This is a genomic window from Streptomyces sp. GbtcB6 (assembly GCF_019091475.1).
Classification (GTDB): Bacteria; Actinomycetota; Actinomycetes; order Streptomycetales; family Streptomycetaceae; genus Streptomyces; species Streptomyces hyaluromycini.
Genome location: NZ_JAGXJL010000010.1, coordinates 21,800 through 43,705, shown reverse-complemented (window position 1 = coordinate 43,705; position 21,906 = coordinate 21,800). Strand labels below are relative to the sequence as shown.

Annotated in this window: 23 protein-coding genes; 12 read left to right on the top strand and 11 right to left on the bottom strand. The window is 72.1% G+C overall.

The window, feature by feature from the left end; genetic code table 11:
- Nucleotides 1-31 precede the first annotated feature (31 nt).
- The 4 genes from KVT45_RS18490 to KVT45_RS18475 all read right to left on the bottom strand — a co-directional run bounded on the left by KVT45_RS18490 (nucleotide 32) and on the right by KVT45_RS18475 (nucleotide 3,661).
- Nucleotides 32-487, bottom strand: a complete 456-nt coding sequence (locus KVT45_RS18490; protein ID WP_089099612.1) for an Lrp/AsnC family transcriptional regulator — start codon at nucleotides 485-487, stop codon at nucleotides 32-34.
- 87 nt (nucleotides 488-574) lie between these two features.
- Nucleotides 575-1,219, bottom strand: coding sequence for a UbiX family flavin prenyltransferase (locus KVT45_RS18485; RefSeq protein ID WP_217548826.1), 645 nt, complete (start codon nucleotides 1,217-1,219; stop codon nucleotides 575-577).
- Nucleotides 1,220-1,304: 85 nt separating this feature from the next.
- Nucleotides 1,305-2,207, bottom strand: a complete 903-nt coding sequence (mqnP, locus tag KVT45_RS18480; RefSeq protein WP_217548824.1) for a menaquinone biosynthesis prenyltransferase MqnP — start codon at nucleotides 2,205-2,207, stop codon at nucleotides 1,305-1,307.
- Entirely contained in the window at nucleotides 2,204-3,661 is a 1,458-nt protein-coding gene (locus KVT45_RS18475) for a menaquinone biosynthesis decarboxylase (protein WP_217548822.1), read from the bottom strand. The genes mqnP and KVT45_RS18475 overlap by 4 nt, the downstream gene beginning before the upstream one ends.
- A gap of 63 nt (nucleotides 3,662-3,724) precedes the next feature.
- Here KVT45_RS18475 and KVT45_RS18470 point away from each other — a divergent pair, with 63 nt between their 5' ends.
- The gene (locus KVT45_RS18470) at nucleotides 3,725-4,276 is read left to right on the top strand and encodes a TlpA disulfide reductase family protein (RefSeq protein ID WP_217548820.1); all 552 of its coding nucleotides are present in this window, start codon (nucleotides 3,725-3,727) and stop codon (nucleotides 4,274-4,276) included.
- Between the two features lie 106 nt (nucleotides 4,277-4,382).
- On the opposite strand, the gene KVT45_RS18465 is transcribed toward KVT45_RS18470, so the two are convergent.
- Nucleotides 4,383-4,913 (bottom strand): DUF3515 family protein, encoded by a 531-nt coding sequence (locus KVT45_RS18465; RefSeq protein WP_217549209.1) that lies wholly within the window; start codon nucleotides 4,911-4,913, stop codon nucleotides 4,383-4,385.
- An 88-nt stretch (nucleotides 4,914-5,001) separates the two neighbouring features.
- Between KVT45_RS18465 and KVT45_RS18460 the strand changes: the two genes are divergently transcribed.
- The gene (locus KVT45_RS18460; RefSeq protein ID WP_217548818.1) at nucleotides 5,002-5,268 is read left to right on the top strand and encodes a PLD nuclease N-terminal domain-containing protein; all 267 of its coding nucleotides are present in this window, start codon (nucleotides 5,002-5,004) and stop codon (nucleotides 5,266-5,268) included.
- Between the two features lie 6 nt (nucleotides 5,269-5,274).
- Here the strand turns inward: KVT45_RS18460 and KVT45_RS18455 are convergent, their stop codons facing one another.
- Complete coding sequence (locus KVT45_RS18455) at nucleotides 5,275-5,496, bottom strand: hypothetical protein (protein ID WP_217548816.1); 222 nt, start codon at nucleotides 5,494-5,496, stop codon at nucleotides 5,275-5,277.
- Nucleotides 5,497-5,673: 177 nt separating this feature from the next.
- On the opposite strand from KVT45_RS18455, the gene KVT45_RS18450 reads away from it, so the two are divergent.
- Nucleotides 5,674-6,732, top strand: a complete 1,059-nt coding sequence (locus tag KVT45_RS18450; protein WP_217548814.1) for a hypothetical protein — start codon at nucleotides 5,674-5,676, stop codon at nucleotides 6,730-6,732.
- A 3-nt stretch (nucleotides 6,733-6,735) separates the two neighbouring features.
- Here the strand turns inward: KVT45_RS18450 and KVT45_RS18445 are convergent, their stop codons facing one another.
- A complete protein-coding gene (locus KVT45_RS18445; RefSeq protein ID WP_217548812.1) occupies nucleotides 6,736-8,427 on the bottom strand; it encodes a protein kinase in 1,692 nt (563 codons plus the stop codon).
- Between the two features lie 242 nt (nucleotides 8,428-8,669).
- Here KVT45_RS18445 and KVT45_RS18440 point away from each other — a divergent pair, with 242 nt between their 5' ends.
- Complete coding sequence (locus tag KVT45_RS18440) at nucleotides 8,670-9,884, top strand: triacylglycerol lipase (protein ID WP_217548810.1); 1,215 nt, start codon at nucleotides 8,670-8,672, stop codon at nucleotides 9,882-9,884.
- Nucleotides 9,885-9,944: 60 nt separating this feature from the next.
- Here KVT45_RS18440 and KVT45_RS18435 read toward each other — a convergent pair whose 3' ends face one another.
- Nucleotides 9,945-10,295, bottom strand: coding sequence for a helix-turn-helix domain-containing protein (locus KVT45_RS18435; RefSeq protein WP_217548808.1), 351 nt, complete (start codon nucleotides 10,293-10,295; stop codon nucleotides 9,945-9,947).
- 127 nt (nucleotides 10,296-10,422) lie between these two features.
- On the opposite strand from KVT45_RS18435, the gene KVT45_RS18430 reads away from it, so the two are divergent.
- The 3 genes from KVT45_RS18430 (at nucleotide 10,423) to KVT45_RS18420 (ending at nucleotide 12,949) form a co-directional block, all read left to right on the top strand.
- On the top strand, nucleotides 10,423-11,073 hold the full coding sequence (locus tag KVT45_RS18430) for an FMN-dependent NADH-azoreductase (protein ID WP_217548806.1): 651 nt from the start codon (nucleotides 10,423-10,425) through the stop codon (nucleotides 11,071-11,073).
- Between the two features lie 115 nt (nucleotides 11,074-11,188).
- Nucleotides 11,189-11,497, top strand: coding sequence for a chaplin (locus KVT45_RS18425; protein ID WP_217548804.1), 309 nt, complete (start codon nucleotides 11,189-11,191; stop codon nucleotides 11,495-11,497).
- 63 nt (nucleotides 11,498-11,560) lie between these two features.
- Nucleotides 11,561-12,949, top strand: coding sequence for a cytosine permease (locus KVT45_RS18420; RefSeq protein WP_217548802.1), 1,389 nt, complete (start codon nucleotides 11,561-11,563; stop codon nucleotides 12,947-12,949).
- Between the two features lie 81 nt (nucleotides 12,950-13,030).
- Here the strand turns inward: KVT45_RS18420 and KVT45_RS18415 are convergent, their stop codons facing one another.
- Nucleotides 13,031-14,008, bottom strand: a complete 978-nt coding sequence (locus KVT45_RS18415) for a CorA family divalent cation transporter (protein ID WP_254646993.1) — start codon at nucleotides 14,006-14,008, stop codon at nucleotides 13,031-13,033.
- 196 nt (nucleotides 14,009-14,204) lie between these two features.
- On the opposite strand from KVT45_RS18415, the gene KVT45_RS18410 reads away from it, so the two are divergent.
- Nucleotides 14,205-14,777, top strand: coding sequence for a hypothetical protein (locus tag KVT45_RS18410; protein ID WP_254646992.1), 573 nt, complete (start codon nucleotides 14,205-14,207; stop codon nucleotides 14,775-14,777).
- Here the strand turns inward: KVT45_RS18410 and KVT45_RS18405 are convergent.
- Nucleotides 14,774-16,102, bottom strand: coding sequence for a PucR family transcriptional regulator (locus KVT45_RS18405; protein WP_217548800.1), 1,329 nt, complete (start codon nucleotides 16,100-16,102; stop codon nucleotides 14,774-14,776). The genes KVT45_RS18410 and KVT45_RS18405 overlap by 4 nt on opposite strands.
- A gap of 111 nt (nucleotides 16,103-16,213) precedes the next feature.
- Here KVT45_RS18405 and KVT45_RS18400 point away from each other — a divergent pair, with 111 nt between their 5' ends.
- The 4 genes from KVT45_RS18400 (at nucleotide 16,214) to KVT45_RS18385 (ending at nucleotide 21,436) form a co-directional block, all read left to right on the top strand.
- Nucleotides 16,214-16,699 carry a nucleoside deaminase gene (locus KVT45_RS18400; protein WP_217548798.1) on the top strand — a complete coding sequence of 162 codons (486 nt, stop codon included), beginning with the start codon at nucleotides 16,214-16,216 and terminating at the stop codon, nucleotides 16,697-16,699.
- Nucleotides 16,692-17,669 carry an isopenicillin N synthase family oxygenase gene (locus tag KVT45_RS18395; protein ID WP_217548796.1) on the top strand — a complete coding sequence of 326 codons (978 nt, stop codon included), beginning with the start codon at nucleotides 16,692-16,694 and terminating at the stop codon, nucleotides 17,667-17,669. The genes KVT45_RS18400 and KVT45_RS18395 overlap by 8 nt, the downstream gene beginning before the upstream one ends.
- A 94-nt stretch (nucleotides 17,670-17,763) precedes the next feature.
- Nucleotides 17,764-19,863 (top strand): hypothetical protein, encoded by a 2,100-nt coding sequence (locus KVT45_RS18390; protein WP_217548794.1) that lies wholly within the window; start codon nucleotides 17,764-17,766, stop codon nucleotides 19,861-19,863.
- Nucleotides 19,864-19,888: 25 nt separating this feature from the next.
- Entirely contained in the window at nucleotides 19,889-21,436 is a 1,548-nt protein-coding gene (locus tag KVT45_RS18385) for a hypothetical protein (RefSeq protein ID WP_217548792.1), read from the top strand.
- 57 nt (nucleotides 21,437-21,493) lie between these two features.
- Here the strand turns inward: KVT45_RS18385 and KVT45_RS18380 are convergent, their stop codons facing one another.
- Complete coding sequence (locus KVT45_RS18380) at nucleotides 21,494-21,889, bottom strand: SRPBCC family protein (protein ID WP_217548790.1); 396 nt, start codon at nucleotides 21,887-21,889, stop codon at nucleotides 21,494-21,496.
- Nucleotides 21,890-21,906: the final 17 nt, after the last annotated feature.

Genomic DNA, 21,906 nt, shown 5'->3' with positions numbered 1-21,906 from the left:
GGGAGGTGCCCCCAAACGGCGCTGAAGGCGCCTAAGCCTCTTCGGGAAGTTCCCCGACCCGGTTCTCCCACTTCGTGGACAGCACGATCGTGGTACGGGTCCGGGAGACGCCCTTCGTCCCGGACAGTCGCCGGATGGTCTTCTCCAGGCCGTCCACGTCGGTGGAGCGCACCTTGAGCATGAAGGAGTCGTCGCCGGCGATGAACCAGCAGTCCTCGATCTCCGGCAGGTCCCGCAGCCGCTGTGCCACGTCCTCGTGGTCGGCCGCGTCCGAGAGGGAGATGCCGATGAGGGCGATGACACCGAGGCCGAGCGAGGCCGCGTTGACGGTGGCGCGGTAACCGGTGATGACCCCGGCCGCCTCCAGCCGGTTGATGCGGTCGGTGACGCTGGGTCCCGACAGTCCGACGAGGCGGCCCAGCTCCGCGTACGAGGCCCGGCCGTTCTCCCTCAGGGCCTGGATGAGCTGCCTGTCCACGGCGTCCATGCGATCGAAGCCTTCCGCTGAAAGTTCCCGAAGTAGATGAGAGGTGGTGCAGAGGTGGTGCCGGGGGTGGTGCTGGGGGGCGTGGTGCTACTTGTTCGCGCCGCCGAGGTCCCCTTCCCAGCGGCGGTAGAGCCGGTGCCCCACACCGGCCGCGTCCAGCACCCGCCCGGCGACGAAGTCGACCAGGTCCTGGATGTGGGTCGCGCCCGCGTAGAAGGCGGGTGAGGTGGGGACGACGACCGCCCCCAGGTCGTCCAGGGTGACCAGATGGCGCAGGGTCTGGCCGTTCAGCGGGGTCTCGCGGACGGCGACGACGAGCGGCCGGCGCTCCTTCAGGGTGACACTCGCCGCCCGCTGGAGCAGGTCCTTGGAGAGGCCGAGCGCGACCCCGGCGACGGCGGCGGTGGACGCCGGCACGATCAGCATGCCCTTCGTCGGGTACGACCCGGAGGACGGCCCGGCGGCCAGGTCCCCGGCACTCCAGTACCGCACCCGCGCGAGGTCCGCCCGGAAGGTCCCCGGCTTGCCGTCGGCCCCCCGAGCCAGCCATTCCCCCAGGTCGTCCTTCCAGTGCGCGTCCCGGAAGGAGATCCCGGTCTCGTCCAGCAGGGTGAGCCGCGAGGCCCGGCTGACCACCAGGTCGACGCTCTCCCCCGCGTCCAGCAGGGCACGCAGCACAGCAGCGGCATACGGCGTTCCGGACGCCCCGGACACCCCCACGATCCAAGGCACGCGCTGCGTTTCTCCTGCGTTCACATCTTGAGCGTACCGGCGCGACCCGGCGAGTTCAGGACGGGTCCACGGTGGCCGACGGTACTCAGACGCTCAGGCCCCGGACCAGCAGGTCCAGCAGCGCGCACGCGAAGAGGGCGATGCCGATGAAGCCGTTGACGCTGAAGAAGGCTCGGTTCAGGCGGGAGAGGTCATGGGGGCGGACGATGGAGTGTTCGTAGACGAAGGCGCCGGCGACGATGAGCAGGCCCAGCCAGAAGAACGCGCCGGCACCGGTCGCCACGGCGTACCAGACGAAGAGGCCGGTCGTCACCGCGTGGCAGACCCGTGCGCCCCAGATCGCCGCCGGGATGCCGAAGCGGGCCGGGACCGACATGACGCCGATCTCGCGGTCGGTCTCGACGTCCTGGCAGGCGTAGATCAGGTCGAAGCCGCCGATCCAGATGCCGACGGCGAGGCCGAGGATCACCGCGTCCCAGGACCACTCACCGGTGATCGCCAGCCAGCCGCCGATCGGGCCCATGGCCTGGGCCAGGCCCAGGATGGCCTGGGGGAAGTTCGTGAACCGCTTGCCGTAGGGGTAGACCACCATCGGGATCACGGCGACGGGCGCGAGCGCCAGGCAGAGGGGGTTCAGCAGGGCCGCCGAGCCCAGGAAGACCGCCACCGCGATCAGCGCGCCGGTCCAGGCGTGCTTGACGCTCATCGCACCGGTGACCAGCTCCCGGTGGGCCGTGCGCGGGTTCCGGGCGTCGATCTCGCGGTCGATGATCCGGTTCACGGCCATCGCGAAGGTGCGCAGGCCGACCATGCAGATCGTGACGAGGAGCAGCCGGCCCCAGTGGATGTTCTTGTCCATCTCGAACATCGCGGTCAGCGCGGCGATGTACGCGAAGGGCAGGGCGAAGACCGAGTGCTCGATCATCACCAGGCGGAGGAAGGCTTTCGTGCGTCCCGGCTGCGGGAGTGCTGCGGAGGCGGAGCTCACAGGCCGTACTCCTTCCAGCGGCGGTCGACCGTCGCCGCCGTATCCGGGTCCGACAGGACCATGTCCGGCCAGCCCCCGTCCCTGGTGTAGCCCTCCTCGGGCCACTTCTTCGTCGCGTCGATTCCCGCCTTGCCGCCCCAGAACTGCTGGTAGGAGGCGTGGTCGAGGTGGTCGACGGGGCCTTCGACGACCGTGAGGTCGCGGGCGTAGTCGGTGTTGCCGAGAGCTCGCCAGGCGACCTCGTGCAGGTCGTGGACGTCGCAGTCGGAGTCGACGACCACGATCAGCTTGGTGAGGGACATCATGTGCGCCCCCCAGACCGCGTGCATGACCTTCTGCGCGTGCTTCGGGTACTTCTTGTCGATCGAGACGATCGCGCAGTTGTGGAAGCCGCCGGCCTCGGGCAGGTGGTAGTCCACGATGTCCGGGACGATGATCTTCAGCAGGGGCAGGAAGAAGCGCTCGGTGGCGCGGCCGAGGGGGCCGTCCTCCGTCGGGGGACGGCCGACGACGATCGCCTGGAGAAGCGGGCGCTTGCGCATCGTCACGCAGTCGATGGTCAGCGCCGGGAACGGCTCCTGGGGGGTGTAGAAGCCGGTGTGGTCGCCGAACGGGCCCTCGGGGAGCATCTCGCCCGGCTCCAGCCAGCCCTCCAGGACGACCTCGGCGTTGGCCGGGACCTGGAGCGGGACCGTCTTGCAGTCGACCATCTCGATCCGCTTGCCGGCGATGAACCCGGCGAAGAGGTACTCGTCGATGTCGCCGGGGAGGGGGGCGGTGGAGGCGTAGGTGACGGCGGGCGGGCAGCCGAACGCGATCGCGACCGGGAGCCGCTCTCCCTTCCGCGCCGCGACCTGGTAGTGGTTGCGGCTGTCCTTGTGGATCTGCCAGTGCATGCCGATGGTGCGCCGGTCGTGGCGCTGGAGCCGGTACAGGCCGAGGTTGCGGATGCCGGTCTCGGGGTCCTTGGTGTGGGTCAGGCCCAGGTTGAAGAAGGAGCCGCCGTCCTGCGGCCAGGTGAACAGCGCCGGGAGCTGGTCCAGGTCGACGTCGTCGCCGTGCAGGACGACCTCCTGCACCGGGGCGTCCCCGGACTTCACCTTCTTCGGCGGTACGTGCGTCATCGCGCCGAGCTTCCCGAACGCCTCGCGCACGCCGACGAAGCCGTGCGGCAGCTCGGGGCGCAGCAGCCCGCCGATCTTCTCGGAGATCTCGCCGTACGACTTCAGGTCCAGGGCCTTCAGCAGCCGTCGGTCGGTGCCGAACACGTTCATCGCGAGGGGCATGCTCGACCCCTTCACGTTCTCGAAGAGCAGGGCCGGTCCGCCCGCCTTCTGCACCCGGTCGACGATCTCCCCGACCTCCAGATACGGGTCGACCTCGGCCTTGACACGCTTGAGGTCTCCCTCGCGCTCCAGTGCCCGGAGCAGGGAGCGAAGATCGTCGTAAGCCATGTGTCCCAGTATCGGCCACCCGGGGTCCGGGCCCGGTCACCGCCCCCTGCATACTCGTCGGCCGTGAGACGTCATCGCCGGTTACCGCTGCTCGCCCTGCTCCTCGCGCTTCCGCTCGCCGCCTGTGCGCCGCCGCGGGAGGCCGGCGGCTCGCCCGGCTCCCCGCTGACCCGGGTGCCGGCCGCCGACCGGAGGACGGCACCCGACCTCACCGGCAGCAGCCTCGACGGCAGGGCGGTCAGCCTCGCCCAGTACCGGGGCAAGGTCGTCGTGCTGAACGTCTGGGCGTCCTGGTGCGGGCCCTGCCGCGCCGAGGCACCCGAACTGTCCAAGGCGCAGCGGGAGTTGGCGGCCAAGGGGGTCCAGGTGCTCGGGGTGGACACGGATGCCCGGCGGGACAGCGGGCGCGCGTTCCAGGACGAGCACGACCTGGTGTATCCGAGCCTGCACGACCCCGGCAGCCACAAGCTGGTCCGGCTGCCGAAGGGGTACCTGCCGCAGGCGCTGCCGTACACCCTCTTCATCGACCGGGACGGGAAGATCGCCGCGAAGTACCCGAGCCCGCTGACGGAGGCCGACGTCCGCAGCATCACCCGGCCGCTGCTGGCGGAATAGCGCGGCCGAGGGGCGCGGTGGTTCCGTGCGACGGCGACTACCGGTGGTTCGTGGCTTGTCGCGCAGTACCTCCCCCAGCCTTCGGCCGGGGGTACCCCCAGCGCCCCTAAAGGGGCGCCACGGCAAGGCACTCGGCGCCTTCCCGGATCGGCGCCACCAGGTGGCTCAGGTCCACGAGGACCGTGTCCAGCCTCGCCACGGAGTCGCTCACCGAGACCTCCACGGCGGGGCTGCGGCCGTAGGTGACCAGCTTCTTACGGCCGTCCCCCGCCGACTCCCGCCACACCCAGTCGACGCCGTCCACGCTGACGCAGGCGTCCGTGGTCGGCGCCGGCGGGTTCACGCCGCACCACAGCTCCACGGTCCCGTGGCCCCACACGGCGAGCCCCTCGAACGACACCCGGTCCCGGACGGCGCCCCCGAGCCGCTCGGGATAACGATCGGCGAGCCGCCCGCACCCCGGGTCCTTCGCGAACGGCCCCTGCGCCAGCCCGAACACCGGCGAGTCCAGCTCACCGGCGACCAGTCCGGTACCGGCCAGCAACCCGACCACGGCCAGCCCGACCGCCGCCCGGCTCCTGCGAGACCGCCCGCCCCCCGGCCCCCGCCTCCCGCGAGGCCGGGCGCCCACGATCATGGCCACCGCTGGCCCCCTCCCATCAGACGGAGAACCATGATGCCCGGGTGCCGATCCGCGGCCCAGGTCACCCGCTAGTCTGGCCGCCATGCTCAGGTATCTGCCCTACTTGCTGATCCTCGCGCTGTGGATCTACGCCTTCGTGGACTGCCTGAACACCCCCGAGGACGAGGTCCGCGCCCTGCCGAAGCTGGCGTGGGTGTTCGTCATCCTGCTCTTCGGCGAGGTCCTGGTCGGTCCGGTGGCCTGGCTGATCGCGGGCAGGACCCGGCAGCCGCGCGAGCGCTGGGTCGCCCCTGACGACAACCCGGAGTTCCTGAAATCCCTCAAGCCGGAGGACCCGCGCACCGACTGACGCCGGTCACCGATCGCACTCCTCGGTGCGGGACCGCGGAGGCGTCTCAGGGCGGCGGCGGGAGTCGGTCCAGGCACGGTAGAGGGCGGCCAGCGCCGCGCTCCCCGCGGTCAGGGCGGTGGTCGAGACGCCGCACAGAAGCAGTACGACGCCCGCGGTCACGACGGCCAGGAAGGCCACCAGGTCGAGTCGTGGGTTCGGGTGTCGGGGGTTTCGGTTCGTGGTCATGGCCGGTCGGCCTGCCTTCCGGGTGGTGCGCCCCGCCGGTCGGAGCGCTGACTCGGTTGTAGCCGGGGGCCACGGGGTTCAGGACGGGTCTTTGTTTCCGGACCACGAGCGGGAAGAAGAGCGCAGGTCAGGATTTTTTCCGGAGCGTCCACGCGGCTCCCCGCTAGCCTGGAGGGCATGGCTGAGCAGAGGGATGCGCGGCGCGGACGGCCACCCAAGGGCCTGGACATACCGGGACTTGATCCACACCTTCGCGAATTCGCCCGGGACCTCGGGCAGTTGAAGGGGACTCAGACCCTTGAAGCGCTCAAGAGGGATCTGAACTGGTCCAGTTCGGAGTTCTCCAAGGCCTTCACCGCGAAGAAGCTGCCTTCCCTGGCCCTGGTCGTCGCGCTCGCCGCGCACGCCGGAGCGGACCCGGAGGAGTGGAGGCTCAGGTGGGCGGTGGCCTATGAGCAGTTGCGGACGGCCGGCCGCACCGATCTGATCCCCAGCCGCCTGCGCCCCTCGGACCGGGCCGCGTTGCAAGCCGCGGCCGAGGAGGCCGAGGCCCTGCTCCTCACGATCGAGGCGAGGATCGCGGAGTCGCGCCGCAGCGCCCTGCTCAGGGCCGAACCGCTGTTGGCCGAACTGGACGAGGACCTGCCCACCACCACCTCCAAGCAGGGCAGGAACGCGGCGGTCTGCTGGATCGACCTCACGGACTACCTGCGGCGGCTCGTGCTCGTCTTCGACCCTCGTCCGATCCCCACCGGGGACGACGGTCACGCCGGCATCGACGCCGTCCTGCCCCGGCTCGCCGGACTCGCCGACTTGACCGGCCTCCCGGAGTGGCGCGAACTCGCCGACCAGCTCGGCAAGACCTTCCGGACGGCCCAGGTCACCGGGTGGGTGGACACCGACCCCACGTACGGCGCGCCTCCCGTCTACGGCGACGAGTTCGCCGGGTATCGCGCCAGGGCCGGCCGCATCGCCTCGGAGCTGGCGCGGACCACCGCCTATCTGCCCCGGACCGCGGTGCTCCTGCCCGCCGCACCGGTCGACCGTGACCGCTACGACCCGCCTCGCAGCAAGTACCGCAGTGAACTGATCGGCAGCGTCGCACTCGTGCCCGTGGCCGTCCTGCCTCTTGCCCTCTTCCACGCGCCGAGACCCGTCTGGTGCTTAGTCCTGGGATTCCTGTTCCTGCTCGCCGTCGGTGCCGCGGCGGGGATGCGCACGGCCCGCCGGGACTGAGCCCTACAGCAGCGCCTTGACCTGAGCCGCCGTCAGCGCCCGCTGGAACACCTGGACCTGCTTGATCGAGCCGGGGAACCAGTCGGTGGGGACGCCGCCGGTGGTGGCGCGGCCGATCACCAGGGGGCCGTCGGCGGCGACGGGGTTGCTGTCGTTGATACCGGCCTCCTGAACGCCGTCGACATACAGGAGAAGCTGGTTGCGGAGTCCCTCGTAGACGCCGACCAGGTGCGTCCAGACGTCCGGCTTCGGAACGGTGAACGACAGGGCGCGCAGGCCGGGGCGGGCGAAGGCCCAGCGGTTCTCGGCGGCCGAGTACTGGAGGTAGAAGCCGCTGACGTCGACGGCGTCCTGGCTGACGGCGGTCGCGAAGGACGACGGCACCTTGCTCAGGGCCACCCACGCCGAGACGGTGAAGCTGCGGCCCTCGGCGGTCCGGAGCACCGGCCCCGCGGTCATGATCTGGCTGGTGCCGCCGTCGAACAGCGCGGCCCCGTCCTTGCCCCGCCCCCAGCCGACCGCGGTGGCCGTGCCGTCGTACCGGCCGGTGTCGTCGGCGGCGACCGCGCCCGAGGTCTCGTCCAACGGCCAGGCGTCGAGCGGCGAGGGGACGGAGACGGAACCGCCGGAGCGCTGCGGGGACTTCTTGCCGCCGCCCCGGTTGACGAGGTGCGCGACCGGTACGGCCGCGAGCGCGGCGACCGCGAGGGCTCCCCCGGAGACGAGCAGCGTGCGGCGGCGCACGCCGCCTGACGGAACCGGCGGTGCCGACGGTGCCGGGGCGAGAAGGGTGACCGGGCGGGTGGCGGCGGGCGCGGGCGCGCGGTCCGTGGGGGCGAGGCCGGTTCGGGGGTCCGCCGCCGGTCGTGCGAGGAGGGCGGTGGTGTCCGCGGCGGGGGCGATCCGGGTCAGGATCTCGCGCGGGGTGGGCCGGTGGGCGGGGTCCTTCGCCAGGCAGTGGGCGATGAGGGCGGCGAGGGCCGGGTCGGTGACGGCGCCGATGTCGGGTTCGTCGTGCACGACCCGGTAGAGCAGCGCGGGGGTCGGCCCGTCACCGAAGGGGTTGCCGCCGGTGGCCGCGTACGTGAGGACCGCGCCGAACGCGAACACGTCGCTCGCGCCGGTCACCTCCCCGCCCGCGATCTGTTCCGGCGACATGAAACCGGGCGAGCCGACCATGAGCCCGGCCCGCGTGATGGTGGCCGACTCGACGCTGCGGGCGATGCCGAAGTCGATGACCCGCGGCCCGTCCTCGGCGAGCAGCACGTTCGACGGCTTGAGATCCCGGTGCACCAGCTGCGCCGCGTGGACGGAGGTGAGCGCCTCGGCCAGCCCCGCGGCGAGCGCGAGCACGTTCGCGGCGGGCAGCGGCCCCTGTTCGGCCACCGCCTCCTGCAACGAGGGCCCGGCGATGTAGCTGGTGACCAGCCACGGCAGCTCGGCGTCCGGATCGGCGTCCACGACCGGGGCCGTGAACGCGCCGCTGACCTTGCGCGCGGCCTCCAGCTCACGGCGGAAACGGGACCGGAACTCCGGCTGCCCCGCGACCAGTTCGGCGTGCACGACCTTCACGGCGACGGCCCGGCCGCCCGGCGAGCGCCCGAGGTACACCCGGCCCATCCCGCCCGCGCCGAGCCGCCTCAGCAGCTGGTACTCCCCGACGGAGCGCGGATCGCCCGGCTCCAGAGCTGCCACGATCCCTCCCGTGCCGCTTGCTCCCAAGACGCGGTCAGCATAGGACCGGGACGCGCGACGAATGACCGATTCCCGTCCCTGTACGGCAAGTTGCCCTCCGGTCTGCCCTTCAGGACGCCACCGGGACAAAAATCGCACCATTTAACACGTGTTGGTGAAAACATGACGTAAGCGCCTAATGCCGGGTTCATATGCCGAAGATCTCCCCGGAACCGCTTCCGGCAGTGCGGAAAGGGACGACTGTGGCAGACAGCAAGGTCGAGAAGGCGAAGAAGGCCGCCGGGTCCATCGGACTCGTGACCCCGGCGGGTGCGCGGCCGGCCGCACAGGCGCCCTCGGCCGACGAGGTGTGGCAACTGCCGGGCGGCAGCGCCCGGGTGTACTACGGGGAGGGAGGGAAGGGGGTGGTCCGGCCGGTCGTCCTCGCCGACGGGTTCGACCTCGGACCGACCGACCACGACCGGCTCTGGAACGGGCTGGAGAACGGCCGGTTCCCGTTCGTCAGCGAACTGCGGCGCCGGGGGCGCACGTTGGTCCTCGTCGGGTTCGACGAACGCAGCGAGTCGATCCTCCGGAACGCCGAGACGGTGATCGCCGCCGTCTTCCGGACCATCGCGGAGCAACTGGGCAACGCCCGGCTGCTCGTCGGCGGGTTCAGCATGGGCGGCCTGGTCACTCGCTACGCGCTGGCCAGGATGGAGCTGCAGCGCATGGACCACCGGGTCGGCGTCCACCTGTCGTTCGACAGCCCGCACCGGGGTGCCTGGCTGCCCATCGGACTCCAGGCCTTCGCGCACTACCTCGCCCCGCACGACGACACCTGCCTGCGGCAGATCAGCAGCCCCGCCGCACAGCAGATGCTCTGGCGTCACCTGGACGGCGTGAACGGCACGCCCAAGGAGAGCCCGCTGCGGACCGAGTTCAAGAGGGAGCTCGATCGGGTCGGCCACTGGCCCCGCATCCCGCGTCTGCTCGCGGTGTCCAGCGGACGCGGCAACGGGACGGGCAACGGCGTCCGCGCCGGCGCGAAGACGCTCAGCTGCGCCGGGCCGCTCTTCGACGGCACCCGTTTCCTCGCCCAGGCGAAGGGCCAGAAGACGGAGATCGCCGTGCTGAACGGCGTACTCGGCGGACCGCACTCGATCACCACGAGCGGCTTCCCCGAACTCGACGGCGCGCCGGGCGGCACGCTGGAGTCCTTCGGCCTCCTCGCCGACACGCTCGCGGCGGCCGGCGAGAACACCGACATCGCACACCGGAGCGTGTGCTTCGTGCCGTCCGTCAGCGCGGTCGCCATCCGCGACCTGGACCAGCAGGACGACCTGTACGCCGACATCGGCGACCTCCCTCCGGAGGAGTCCGACGTCGACGACTTCCTGCTCTCCTCGAAGAACGAGCCGCACGCCCTGATGACCGGGGAACTCGCCGAGTGGATCCTGGCCCGGCTCCCCAACTGACCGGCCACAACGGCGCCGCAGACGACCGGCGGCCCGTCGCCGCCCCACCGGGCGAAGCGCTCAGCAGGCCGATTCCGGCAAGTGGTCCCGCGCCCACTCCCCGAGCGTCTTCAGCGAGGGCTCCAGCGCCGCCCCCGCCGCCGTCAGCCGGTACGACACCCGCAGCGGCGGTCCCTCGTCGACCTCGCGCACCACGAGTCCCGCCGCGCCGAGTTCGGCGAGCCGGTCGGAGAGCATGCGTTCGCTGATGCCGGGGATGGCGCGGCGCAGGTTGGCGAAGTGCGTGGGCTGATCCATCAGGACGGACAGGATCGGGCCGTTCCAGCGCTTGCCGAGCACTTGGAAGACGCGCGTGATACCGGCATCGACACCTTTGCACGCTTCCGGGTCATGGGCCTGCTCCACCGCCATGGCATCAGGGTACAGCCCCACCACGGGAGGGGGCTGAAAAAAAGTAAGCACCTGTGTTATCTATAGCTGAGTACGAATTCTCAGCCCCCTCGGCTCTGCCCTGGGCCCGTGTATCCGGAGACATCTCATGGCCACCCTTCTCCACATCGACTCGTCCCTCCTCCCCGGCGAGGCCTCCTCCTCCCGTGCCGTCACCGACGCCTTCCGCACGGCCTGGCTGGCGCAGCACCCCGACGGCACCGTGATCTACCGCGACCTGGCGGCGGACCCGGTACCGCACCTCACCGCGGCCGCCCACACCGCCGGTTTCGCCGACCCCGCCACGCACACCCCCGAGCAGGCGGACGCCTTCGCGGCCCGGGTGCGGCTGATCGAGGAGCTGGAGCAGGCGGACGCGGTGCTGATAGGCGCCCCGATGTACAACTTCACGATCCCGTCGACGCTCAAGGCGTGGCTGGACAACGTGGTCCTGTTCAACCGCACGATGGGCGAGAACCCCTCCGCCAAGGGCACCCCGGTCACCGTGGTGGCCAGCCGCGGCGGCTCGTACGCGCCGGGTACCCCGCGGGAGCCGTTCGAGTACGTCCAGAACTACCTGACCGCGCTCCTCGCCGAAGGTCTCGGCCTGGACGTCGACTTCATCGTGCCGGAGCTGACCATGGCCCCGCAGAACCCGGCGATGGCCGAGCTCGTGCCGCTCTACGAGGCCTCCCGCGACCGCGCCCTCCAGGACGCGGCAGTCAAGGCGAAGGAGCTGGCGGACCGCCTCGCCGCGTAACGCGCGCACCGGCGTCCGGCCCCCGTTCCGGGGCCGGTTGCGCCGATCGGCCCAGCAGCAGATGCGGGCCCGGTTGCAGGCGGTTGTGATGGACGGGTTCTGACATTCCGACACCTTGGAGGCCGTCACGCGCATCCGATCCCTCGCCGGCACCACCGCCGCGTACGCCGACAACGGCGCCGAAGCCCACGGTGTCGCAGTCGACAGCCCGGGTCTGCTGTCGGGCAACGTGGTCCGGGCCCCGATCAACATCCCGATCAACGTCTGTGGCAACACCATCAACGTCATCGGTCTGCTGAACCGGCGATCGGCAACTCCTGCAAGAGCGGCTGGCCCAGGCCGGTCCGCAGGTATCGTCCGAGGAACTTCCGAAGGCACCGAGCCTCCGGAAGTCCTCGCATGCGTGCAGGTTGTACGCCGGTGAGCCGCCCGAAGCGGACAGTGCGCCCCTGGGCCGCACCGGGAGCGATCCCGACACTTACCTCGTATGACGACTGCTCCCGCCGGTTCCACCACCAGCATCGCGCCCGAGTACGGCGACCGGGTCATCGCCGTGGAGACGGCGGGCTCGGAACCCATCCCCGACGCCGAACGCCACGGCAGCCCGCTCCAGTTGCTCTGGACGTGGGCCTCCCCCAACATCGAGTTCGCGACCGTCTACATCGGCGTGATCGCGGTTCTCTTCTTCGGCCTGGACTTCTGGTCGGCGACCGCCGCGATCCTCCTTGGCACCGCGATCGGCGCGGTCACCCAGGGCGTGCTGTCGCTGGACGGGCCGCGGTTCGGCGTCCCGCAGATGGTGATCGGCCGCTTCTCCTTCGGCTTCCTCGGCAACATCCTGCCCTCCGCCGCCAACGGCCTGCTCGCGGGCGTCGGCTGGTTCGCGGTGAACAGCGTGAGCGCGGCCTTCGCCCTGAACACGCTGACCGGCCTGCGGCCCCTGCCCTCCCTTCTCCTCGTCGTGGTCGCCGAGATCCTGATCGGCTTCATCGGCCACAACTTCGTGCACACCTTCGAGAAGTACGCGTTCCCGGCGCTCGCGGTGGTCTTCCTGCTGGCCGGGGTGTGGACCTTCAAGGACGCGGACCTCGGCGGGGGCGGCTCGGGCGGCGGCGTCGGCGGCTTCCTGCTCGCCTTCAGCGCGGCCTGGGGCTACGCGGCCGGCTGGAACCCGTACGCCACCGACTACTCCCGCTATCTGCCGCGCACCGCGAACAAGGCGAAGACGGTCCTGTGGCCGGCCGTCGGCCTGTTCGTGTCGGTCTCGATCGTCGCCGTCATCGGCGCGGCCTCGGCCACCATCATCGCCCCGAAGGACGCCACCCCGACGGCCGCCTTCACCGGCCACCTCCCCGGCTGGCTCGGTGACCTCGTCCTGCTCGCCATCATGCTCGGCGGTGTCTCGGCGAACGCCCTCAACGTGTACTCCGGCGCGATCTCCATCGCCTCCTTCGGCCTGAAGCTCCCCACCTGGCTGAGCCGCAGCGCCCTGGTCGTGGTGTCGGGCATCGCCGGCACGGCGGCCGCCTGGGCCTCGCTGGACGACGCGGGCGCGGCCTACGAGGCGTTCCTGCTGGTCATCGCGTACTGGGTGGCGCCCTGGCTGGGGGTCGTCCTGGTCGAGCGGTGGCTCCAGCGCCGTACGGCGACGGACGAGGAACTGTCGGCCCGCCTGGCCGACCGCTCCTTCACCAACTGGCCCGGCCTCGCCGCCCTGCTGATCGGCGTAGCGGTCTCCGTCCCGCTCTTCTCCAACCAGGAGGACTACGTGGGATACGTCCCGAAGCACTGGCCGTCCTTCGGCGACATCACCCCCCTGGTCGGCTTCGCGCTGAGCGCGGCGCTGTACGCGGCCCTGCGCAAGCGCGCCCGATAGGGGCGCGGGGAACTGCGCGACCAGCCACAACGAAAGCCGCAGCCAACCGACTGCCCAAAGCGGCCCCACCCAGCGGCGCGCCTAGTCGTCGTCCCGCAGCCGCCGCCAGATACGGCTGCGGTGCAGCAGGAACAGCGAGCCGACCACGGCGACCAGCTGGAGGCCCACGGCGAGCAGCCAGAACTCGTCCCTGGTCTCCAGCCGGTTCGTCAGGAACTCGAAGTTCATGCCGAAGAAGCCGGTCAGGAACGACAGCGGCAGGAAGATCACCGACACGATGGCCAGCCGGTTGATCACCCCGTTCTGTTCGCCCGCGACCAGGGAGCCGTAACTGGCGAAGGCCCGGCGGGTGGCGTCCTGGAGGGACTCGATGTCCGCGAGGACCAGGCGCGCCGCCCGCTGGAACTCCTGAGCGAGCCGCTGCCGCTCCACCGGGAAGTCAGGGCTCATCATCCTGCGGGTGATCACCTCGTCGACCCCCTGGAGGTAGGGCAGCAGCGCATGGTGCAGGACGGCGGAGTGGCGGCGCAGCTGGGACAGCCGGTAGATCTGCTCGGGGCGTCGCTCCTCGAACATGTCGTCCTCCAGCTCCTCCACCTGGAGCAGCGCCTCCACCGAGGCCCGGCGGAACGTCGAGAGCGCCTCCTGAAGCAGCAGGAACAGCGCGGCCACCGCGTCGCGCGGCCGCTCCCGCCGCACCAGTGCCGTGATGTCCCCCGCCAGGCCGGCCCGGCGGCCCCAGTGGACGACCACCAGAAAGCGTTCGGAGGCCAGGGCGTGCACATGGTGGACCTGGCCGCCACGGGCCACCGGCACGACGAACCCGGCGGTGTCGCCCAGGAACTCGGCCCGCGGGGATCCGTCCGGCCGGGCGAACCACTCCAGGTCCTCGTCGTCCAGCCCGAGCTGCCGGACCACCGGCTCCTCCGCCGGTACCTCCTCCTCGGGCAGTTCGACACCGAGGAGCAGGAACGGATCCGTGGCGAGCCGCCGACGCGCCTCCTGCACGGAGACCCGCGTCACGCCCCCGTCCGGCACCGACACCACCGTTACGATCATCACCCTCACCGCTGATCCCTCGCCCAGGCTCCCAGCCTGCGTGCGGCCCGCCGTACGCGCACGCGCTGCCGCCGCCGACCAGGTGCGGGCCGTCCGGGCGAGGCGGCGGGCCGGTACGGCATGGTGCCCGGGGCCGCGTCACCCCGCGGCGGATGCTGAGGTCTACCCCGCTGTCTCCCCCTCGCAGGAGAGGCCCGTGACCGATCCCCGCCCCCGAGTGGCCCCGAGGCCGGCCTCCGTCACGGCAGGCGACGCCCTTCCCGCCCCCGGGGTCATCGGCATCGGGCTCGCCGCGGTGCTGACGTTCGCCCTGGCCCAGGGCTCATGGCAGTGGTTCGCCACCTTCATCGGGGTGACGCTGCTCGCGGTGCTGGCCGCCTTCCAGCGCCGGGCGGCCTGGACGCCGGACCTCCGCTCGCCCTACCTGCGCGGCCTGGTCGCGTACGCGCTGGTCGTCGGCCTGTGCGCGGCGATCGCGCTCGCGCCCCTGCTGCAGCGGCAGGCCTGGCTGTTCCCGATGCCCGGCACCCGCGACGACTGCGAACTGACGGGCCGGTACCAGGCCCTCCAGGTGAAGGCCGCCCTGGGAGACCTGGCCGGCGCCGACAGCGCCGCCCTGGCGTTCGCCCAGCAGACCCAGGCCCGCAAGGCCGTCGCCGAGTGCCTCGCGGCCACGACCACCCTGTGGCTGCCGCTGTACGGGCTGGCCGTGGCACTGCTGGTGGGAACGGCCGCCTGGTTCCGCGACCGGGCACGGACCCGCGCCTAGGCGCTCCGCTGGAAGTGCCGCGATATGCCGTCGGTCGACTGCTGCGCCGTCGTGGCTGGTCGCGCAGTTCCTCGCGCCCCTTCAGGGCGCTGCCGAACCGCCCCCGTCCCCCGCACCACCCGGTGCGCGCAGGTCGCCGTGAGGAGTTCGCCCAGCAGGTCCGGGTCGTCGATCTCCAGGCCGAGGAGGGACTCGATGCGTTCCAGGCGCTGGTAGAGGGACTGGCGGCCGATGTGCAGGAGGGCGGCCGTGCGGGTCGGGGAGCAGCCGTGCCGCAGGTGCACCTCCAGGGTGCGGACCAGGTCGCTGGCGTGGGCCGCCTCCCAGGCCAGCAGCGGGCCGAGGGTGTGCTGGACGAGGACGGCGAGGCGGTCGCGGTTGGCGGCGACACCGCCCCGGGTCAGCTCCCGCTCCAGGGCGAGGGCACGGGCCGAGGTCACCGACGGGCCCTCGGGCAGCGCCGGTTCGGCGGGCGGCACGGTCAGCGCGAGTTCGAGGGTGGTCCGGGCCGCCCGCAGCGTCTCGCTCCAGTGCAGCCAGCCGCCGGGGCCGACCGCATGGCCGACGGCGACCGTCGCCCCCGCCTCGGCGGCACCCCGGAACGCCTCCTGCACGGCCCGCACGGGATCGCCGGCGACCGCGGCCGGCACCGCGAGCAGCGCCAGCACGTCCCCCGGGAACGCGGCCCGCAGCACCCCGGCCCCGCCCAGCACCCGTACCGCCCGGTCCACCGCGCCCACGCCCCGGCTGCCGTGCAGCGAGACGCCGAGGAGCCGGGCGCCGGGCCCGGGGTGGAACCCGGCGAGGGCGGCCCGGGCCTCCACCTCGGGCTGGTTGAGGGCCTGCGCGTCGGCCAGGTCGGCGAGGAGCGCCGCCGCGTGGTCGTCGCCCCAGGGCCGGACGAGCGTACGGCGGCCGGACAGCCCGCGGGCCACGATCGCCCGGTTGGCGGCCTCGGCGATCCGGACGAAGGGCACCACCCGGTGCAGGGCGAGCAGCGGCAGGTCGAGGCGGCAGGCCTCGTCGGTCACCTCGGGCGGCATGCTGGGCAGGGCCCGCCCCACCTCCACCGCGAGACCGGCCGCACCGCGCGCCGCCAGCTCCCGCACATAGCGGCGGCGGACCTCGTCGCCGGCGTCGGTCAGCCCGAAGCCGTTGGTGAGGAGCAGTTCGCCGCCGTCGAGGAAGTTGGCGCCCTCGTAGACCTCGCTGGAATGCACCCAGCGCACCGGGCGGTCCAACGCGCCCTCCCCGGCGAGCAGTTCGGGGCGGGCCGCCCGCACGGGGTCGAGGGCCAGGACTTCGCGGAGGGTGAGTGCGGGCACGGCGGCCTCCAGGGGACGGGCACGGCCGCTGACATTTCGTCCGGCCGGGGGTTGCCCGGAGGGTACTTTCCGCACGTTGCCCTCGTGTTTCGGCCACAGGAGAGTGAAGTCATGCAGCCCATGGATCCGCTGGACACCCTGGACCCTCTGGACCCGGCACAGGCCCGTTCCTGGCTCGCCGCCGCCGTCGCCGAGGCCCGCGCCGGGCTCGCCGAGGGGGGCATCCCGATCGGCGCCGCGCTCTACGGCGCCGACGGCGCACTGCTCGGCCGCGGCCACAACCGGCGCGTACAGGACGACGACCCCTCCATGCACGCGGAGACCGCCGCCTTCCGCGCGGCGGGCCGCCAGCGCACGTACCGCGGCACCACCATGGTGACCACCCTGTCACCGTGCTGGTACTGCTCCGGCCTGGTCCGCCAGTTCGGCATCTCCCGGGTCGTGATCGGCGAGGCGGCCACCTTCCACGGCGGCCACGACTGGCTCGCCGAGCACGGCGTGCGGATCGTCCTGCTGGACGACCCGGAGTGCACCGCCCTGATGCGCGACTTCATCAACGACAACCCCGCCCTGTGGAACGAGGACATCGGTGAATGACACGAGCAGCAGCCCCCGTATCCCCACCGTCGACCTGCGCCCCTGGCTCGACGGGGACGAGGACGACCGGCGGGAGATCGCCCGGACCGTCGACCGTGCCCTGCAGACCGCCGGTTTCCTGCTCGTCACCGGGCACGGGGTCGACGCGGAGCTGCGCAACGGGGTCCGGGAGGCCGCACGCCGGTTCTTCGCGCTGCCCGCCGACGTGAAGCAGGCGTACGAGGTGAAGGTCGGCGGGCGCGGCTGGCTGGGGCCCGGCGCGGAGGCCAACGGCTACTCGGAGGGCACCGAGACCCCGCCCGACCTGAAGGAGTCGCTGACCTTCGCGACCCACGAGCCGTTCGAGGACCCGGTGGTCAACGCCGAGTGGTACGCGCCCAACGTGTGGCCGGCGGAGGTACCGGAACTGCGGACGCTCTGCGAGGAGTACCTGGACCGGATGGCCGAGCTGGAGAAGGAGCTGTTGTCCCTGCTCGGGTACGCGCTCGGGCTCGAACGGGACTTCTTTTCCCGGCACATGGACCATCCGACGTACGGCTTCAACATCAACTGGTATCCGGGGACCGAGGTGCTCGGCGAGCCCGCGCCGGGGCAGTTCCGGATCGGGCCGCACACCGACTTCGGGACGGTGACCATCCTGGACCGGCAGGCCGGCAAGGGCGGGCTGCAGGTGTACACGGACGAGGGCGGCTGGGAGGACGCGCCCTTCGACCCGGCCGCGTTCACCATCAACATCGGTGACCTGATGGCCCGTTGGACCGGCGACCGGTGGCGGTCGGGGCGGCACCGGGTGCTGCCGCCGCCCACGGACGCGCCCGCCGAGGAGCTGATGTCGCTCGTCTACTTCGGCGAGTGCACCCCGGGCACCGCCGTCGAGTCCGTCCCGGCACCGGTCGGCCGGGTGGCGTACCCGCCGGTCGACTCGCACGTCTACCTCCGGGAGAAGCTGGACTCCATCACCGTCGGCTGATCTCACAGAGTCAGGATTCGTAACCCAACAGTCATCACGCGATCTGGCCCGAAGCAACTCCCCCTTCCTACACTTGCGTTGAGGGGGGACTGCCTTGCACAGACGGTTGCACGGGCGTGGAGCGCTGTTCGACGTCGAGCCGGCCGGGCTCGTCCCGAGGCTCGTCGGGTTACGGCCGTACCAGCATCGTGCCCTCCCCCTCGAACACCCCGGTGAGCTGCCGTTCGTCGTGCTGACCGGGGCCCGGGGGCTCGGCAAGAGTGCGGTGCTCGCCGAGTTGCGGGACGCCTACAAGGGGCACACCCCGGTCGCGCTCGTCGACTGTGCGGACGAGCAGTTCGCGGCCCCGCCGCCGGAGCGGCCCGCCGCGTCCTGGTCGCCGGTCGCGCAGGCGCTGCTGGTCGTCGCCGAGCAGCTCGCCGAACCGGTCACCGGCGCCGGGCGGATCACCTTCCCGCGGCTGATGTCGGGCCTGGTCGCGGTGGCCGCCGGCGGCTGGGGCGACGCGGACTCGGAGCGGATCCGGCGCGAGGTGGAGCGGATCCTGCTGCTGAACGAGAGCGGTTCGTGGATCAGCGGGTTCGCGGGGCGGTGGGCCGGGAAGGTGGCGGCGAAGGTCGTCGCCGCCGCGACCGGCACCGGACCGCTGGTCTCCGGCGCCATCGAGGCCACCCTGGAGTCGATCGCCGAGGGCTTCAGCAGCCGCCGGCACCAGAAGGCGTCCATCTGGTACCGCACGTATCCCAACGCGGGCGGGCACGCCCAGCGCGGCCTGATCCTGCTGTCGGGCCACTTCCGCGCGGGCGGCACCTCCCGCGAGCACGCCGAGCGGTACCTGGTCCGGGCCCTGCTCGCCGACCTGACCGAGGCGTACGCGGGGGTGCTGCCGCGGATGCAGCGGCTCGGCCGGCCGCTGGTGCTGGCCGACAACGTGCAGACCGGGCCGGGGCCCGGCCTGGTGGAGGCGGTGCTCAGGGACCGCGCCGAGGGCGTCGCCGACCAGGTGGCCTTCGTCGCCGGACTGCGCGGCGACGGCCGGGAGCTGCTGCGCGGCGGAGTACGGCGGGAGCCGGCCGGGGTCGCCCGGCGCAGCGAGTGGACGCCGGACCCGGCCGTACCCTCCTCACGGGCCCTGCTGGTCGCGCTCCCGCCACTGACCCCCGACGACACCCTGCACCTGGTCGCCGCCCCGGCCGCACCCCAGCTCCCGCACGCCGTCCACCGGCTGACCGGCGGCAACCCGCTGGGCATCGCCCTGCTCGCCGAGGCCGCGGCCCAGCACCCGGAGCGGGCCGGATCGCTGGGCGGCCTGCTCACCGCCGACGTACAGCCGGTCGAGGACGGTCCCGCCACCCCCGCCTACCTGCTGCTCCTCGACCGGCTCGTGCCCGCCGACCGCCTCGACGAGCTGACCGTCCTGGCCGCCGCCCACGACCACGACTCGGCGTGCGCCCTGGCCGCCGCGCTGCTCCCGGACGACTTCGGCCCGGCCGACGTACGCGCCCTGCAGAACCGGCTCGCCCGGGAGGGGCTGCCCGCCGTGCCCGGCCAGTTCGTCGGGGACCCCTTCGTACGGACCCTGCTGCTGCTCCGGCTGCACCTGCGGGACGCCGACCACAGCGGCTGGCGCACCGCCCACGAGACGCTGATCGCGTACTACACCGAGGACCGGCCGGACGGGCAGGCCCGCTTCCGGCTGCACCACCAACTGGCCCTGGGACAGAGCGGACCGGCGGTCGCCCACCTGCGCGACGGCTTCCCGGTCCTGGACACCCGCAGCTGGCTGCACACCCTGCGGTTCATCGCCTCCGCGCCCTACTTCCACGCCCATGACGCCGAGGGCCGCGACTTCACCGGCCAGGGCGACCGGCGGGCGGCGGTGGCGCTCGGCCGCACGGACGCGCAGCAGCGCGTACCGGACGGCGTGGACGCCGTACTGCACCTGCGGATAAGGCGGTTGCTGCACGCGGTGTGGCTGCTGACGGATCCGCTGGTGCTGCCCGACCCGAAGGTGGGCGACCGGCTGCGATTCGAACTGGAGCAGCTGTCCAACCTGCGGCCGGCCGGCAACGCGCTGCTGTGGCGGGCCTCCCGGGACTGGCCGGCGGCCGCGCTGGCGGGACGCCCGCCGGCGGACCCGGAGGACGACGACGAGAGCGACGAGGGCGACGACGAGCGGAGCGGGGTGGCGTGATGGCACAGCGGAGTGGGGCGGCGTGATGGCGGGGCGGGGCGTGGGCACGTGGTTGCGTGAGGGCGTCTGGGAGATTCCGCTGCGCCGCTATCTCGCCCTGCTGGTCACGGCCGCGGTGATCGCCGGCCTGGTCGTCGGGGTACGCGTGCTCACCCACGACGACCGGTCCTGCGCGCCGGGGGTGGCCCGGCCCGAGGGCAGCGACGAGTGCGTGGGCGTGGCGACGACCGCGTTCGACTTCGGGCATCCGCAGCTGCGGGACACCGTGCAGGCCATCGCACGCGAGAACGCCCGTCTGAAGCCCGGGAGTTATGTCACGGTCGCGGTGATGCTGCCGTACACCTCGACGGCGACGGCGAACCTCGCCGACATCGAGCACGAGCTCCAGGGCGCCTACCTGGCCCAGTACCAGGCCAACCACGACTCCAACGGCCAGTCCCCGGTGATCCGGCTGGTACTGGCCAACCCCGGTGCGACCAGCCAGTACTGGCAGCGGATGGTCACGCGGCTGGCGGGCATGACCGGCGGCACGGACCGGCTGCGGGCGGTCGCCGGGGTCGGGCAGAGCACCGACAACAACAAGAAGGCCGTCAAGGAGCTGACCCGGCTGGGCATTCCGGTGGTGGGGTCGTCGATCACCGCCGACGACCTCGCCAACGGGCAGGGCGGCAAGGACCCCTACCCCGGCCTGGCCCGGGTCTCCCCCACCAACACCGACGAGGCCCGCGCCCTGGCCTCCTTCGCGAAGGTGAGCGCGGGCCGGGCGCTGCTCGTCTACGACAAGCCGGGCGACCCGTACACCCGGACGCTCCAGACGTCGTTCGCGGCGCTGATCAAGGGCTCGCCGTACGAGCCGCAGCCGTTCACGCCGCCGGCCGACCGCAGCCAGGAGGGGACGACCGCGAACACCTTCCGGCAGATCACCAACCTGGTCTGCGACACCTCGCGGACGACGGACACGATCCTCTTCGCCGGCCGCCACACCCAGCTGCGGCAGTTCATCAACGCGCTGGGCGGACGGGGTTGCCAGGACCGGAAGTTCACGGTGCTGACCGGGGACGAGGGGTCGTACCTGACCGGCGAGAAGAAGCTGGACCGCAGTGCCCTGGGGCACAACCTCTCCGTCCGCTACACCGCCCTCGCCCATCCGGACGCGTGGGGCAGGGGCAGCCCGGCCACGGGCGGTTCGGCGGCGGACATGGCGACCCTGACCGGGCTGCTGAAGAGCGCGGAGAAGGCACCGGTCGGGCCGATCGGAACGGTGGCCCTGGAGGACGGGCAGCTGATCATCGCCTACGACGCGATGCGGCTCGCGGTGCATGGCATTCGCGAAGCGGTGCCGGAGGGGAAGTCCGTGCCGGCGCTGGCCGACGTGGGGTTGCAGTGGCCGCAGGTGAAGGGGTCGCTGCGGGTGGACGGGGCGAGCGGGTGGATCTGCCTCGACGCGCACGGCAACCCGTACGACAAGGCGGTGCCGATCGTTGAGCTGCGGGCGGAGGGTGGGTCGCGGTTCGTTCGTATTGCTTGGCCGGAGGGGAAGCCGCCCAGTGGGGAGTGTCTGCCGCCGTCGTAGGCGGGTGCGGGTGAGTGGGGGCTGAGCGCGCAGTTCCCCGCGCCCCTAAAGGGGCGCTCATCCCAAGGTGTCGATCAGGCGCTCGAATCTGGTGCGCCAGCCCGGCTCTGTCTCCACCTCGCCCTTGAACTCGTGGGTGAAGCGCAGGGTGCTGCCGGTCTCCCCGTCGCGTTCCAGGTGGAAGCGGATCCTGCCGCCGCCCTCCACCGTGTACTCCGCGATCCGGTCGACGTCCCAGGCGGTCACCCGGCCCGTGCCCAGGTCACCGAGGGTGACCGTGCCGTCCAGTCTCGGTTGCAGGACGTCGACCGGGGTGAACCAGCCGGCCAGGCCCTCCGGGGTGGAGAGGCTCGGCCAGACCTGGTCCGTCGGCCTCGGCAGTCGTACCAGGAAGTGCAGGATGTGCGTTCTCCCGTGGGTCTGGCTGATGCCCTGTTCTATGGAACCGGCCATGACACCAGCCTGACCCC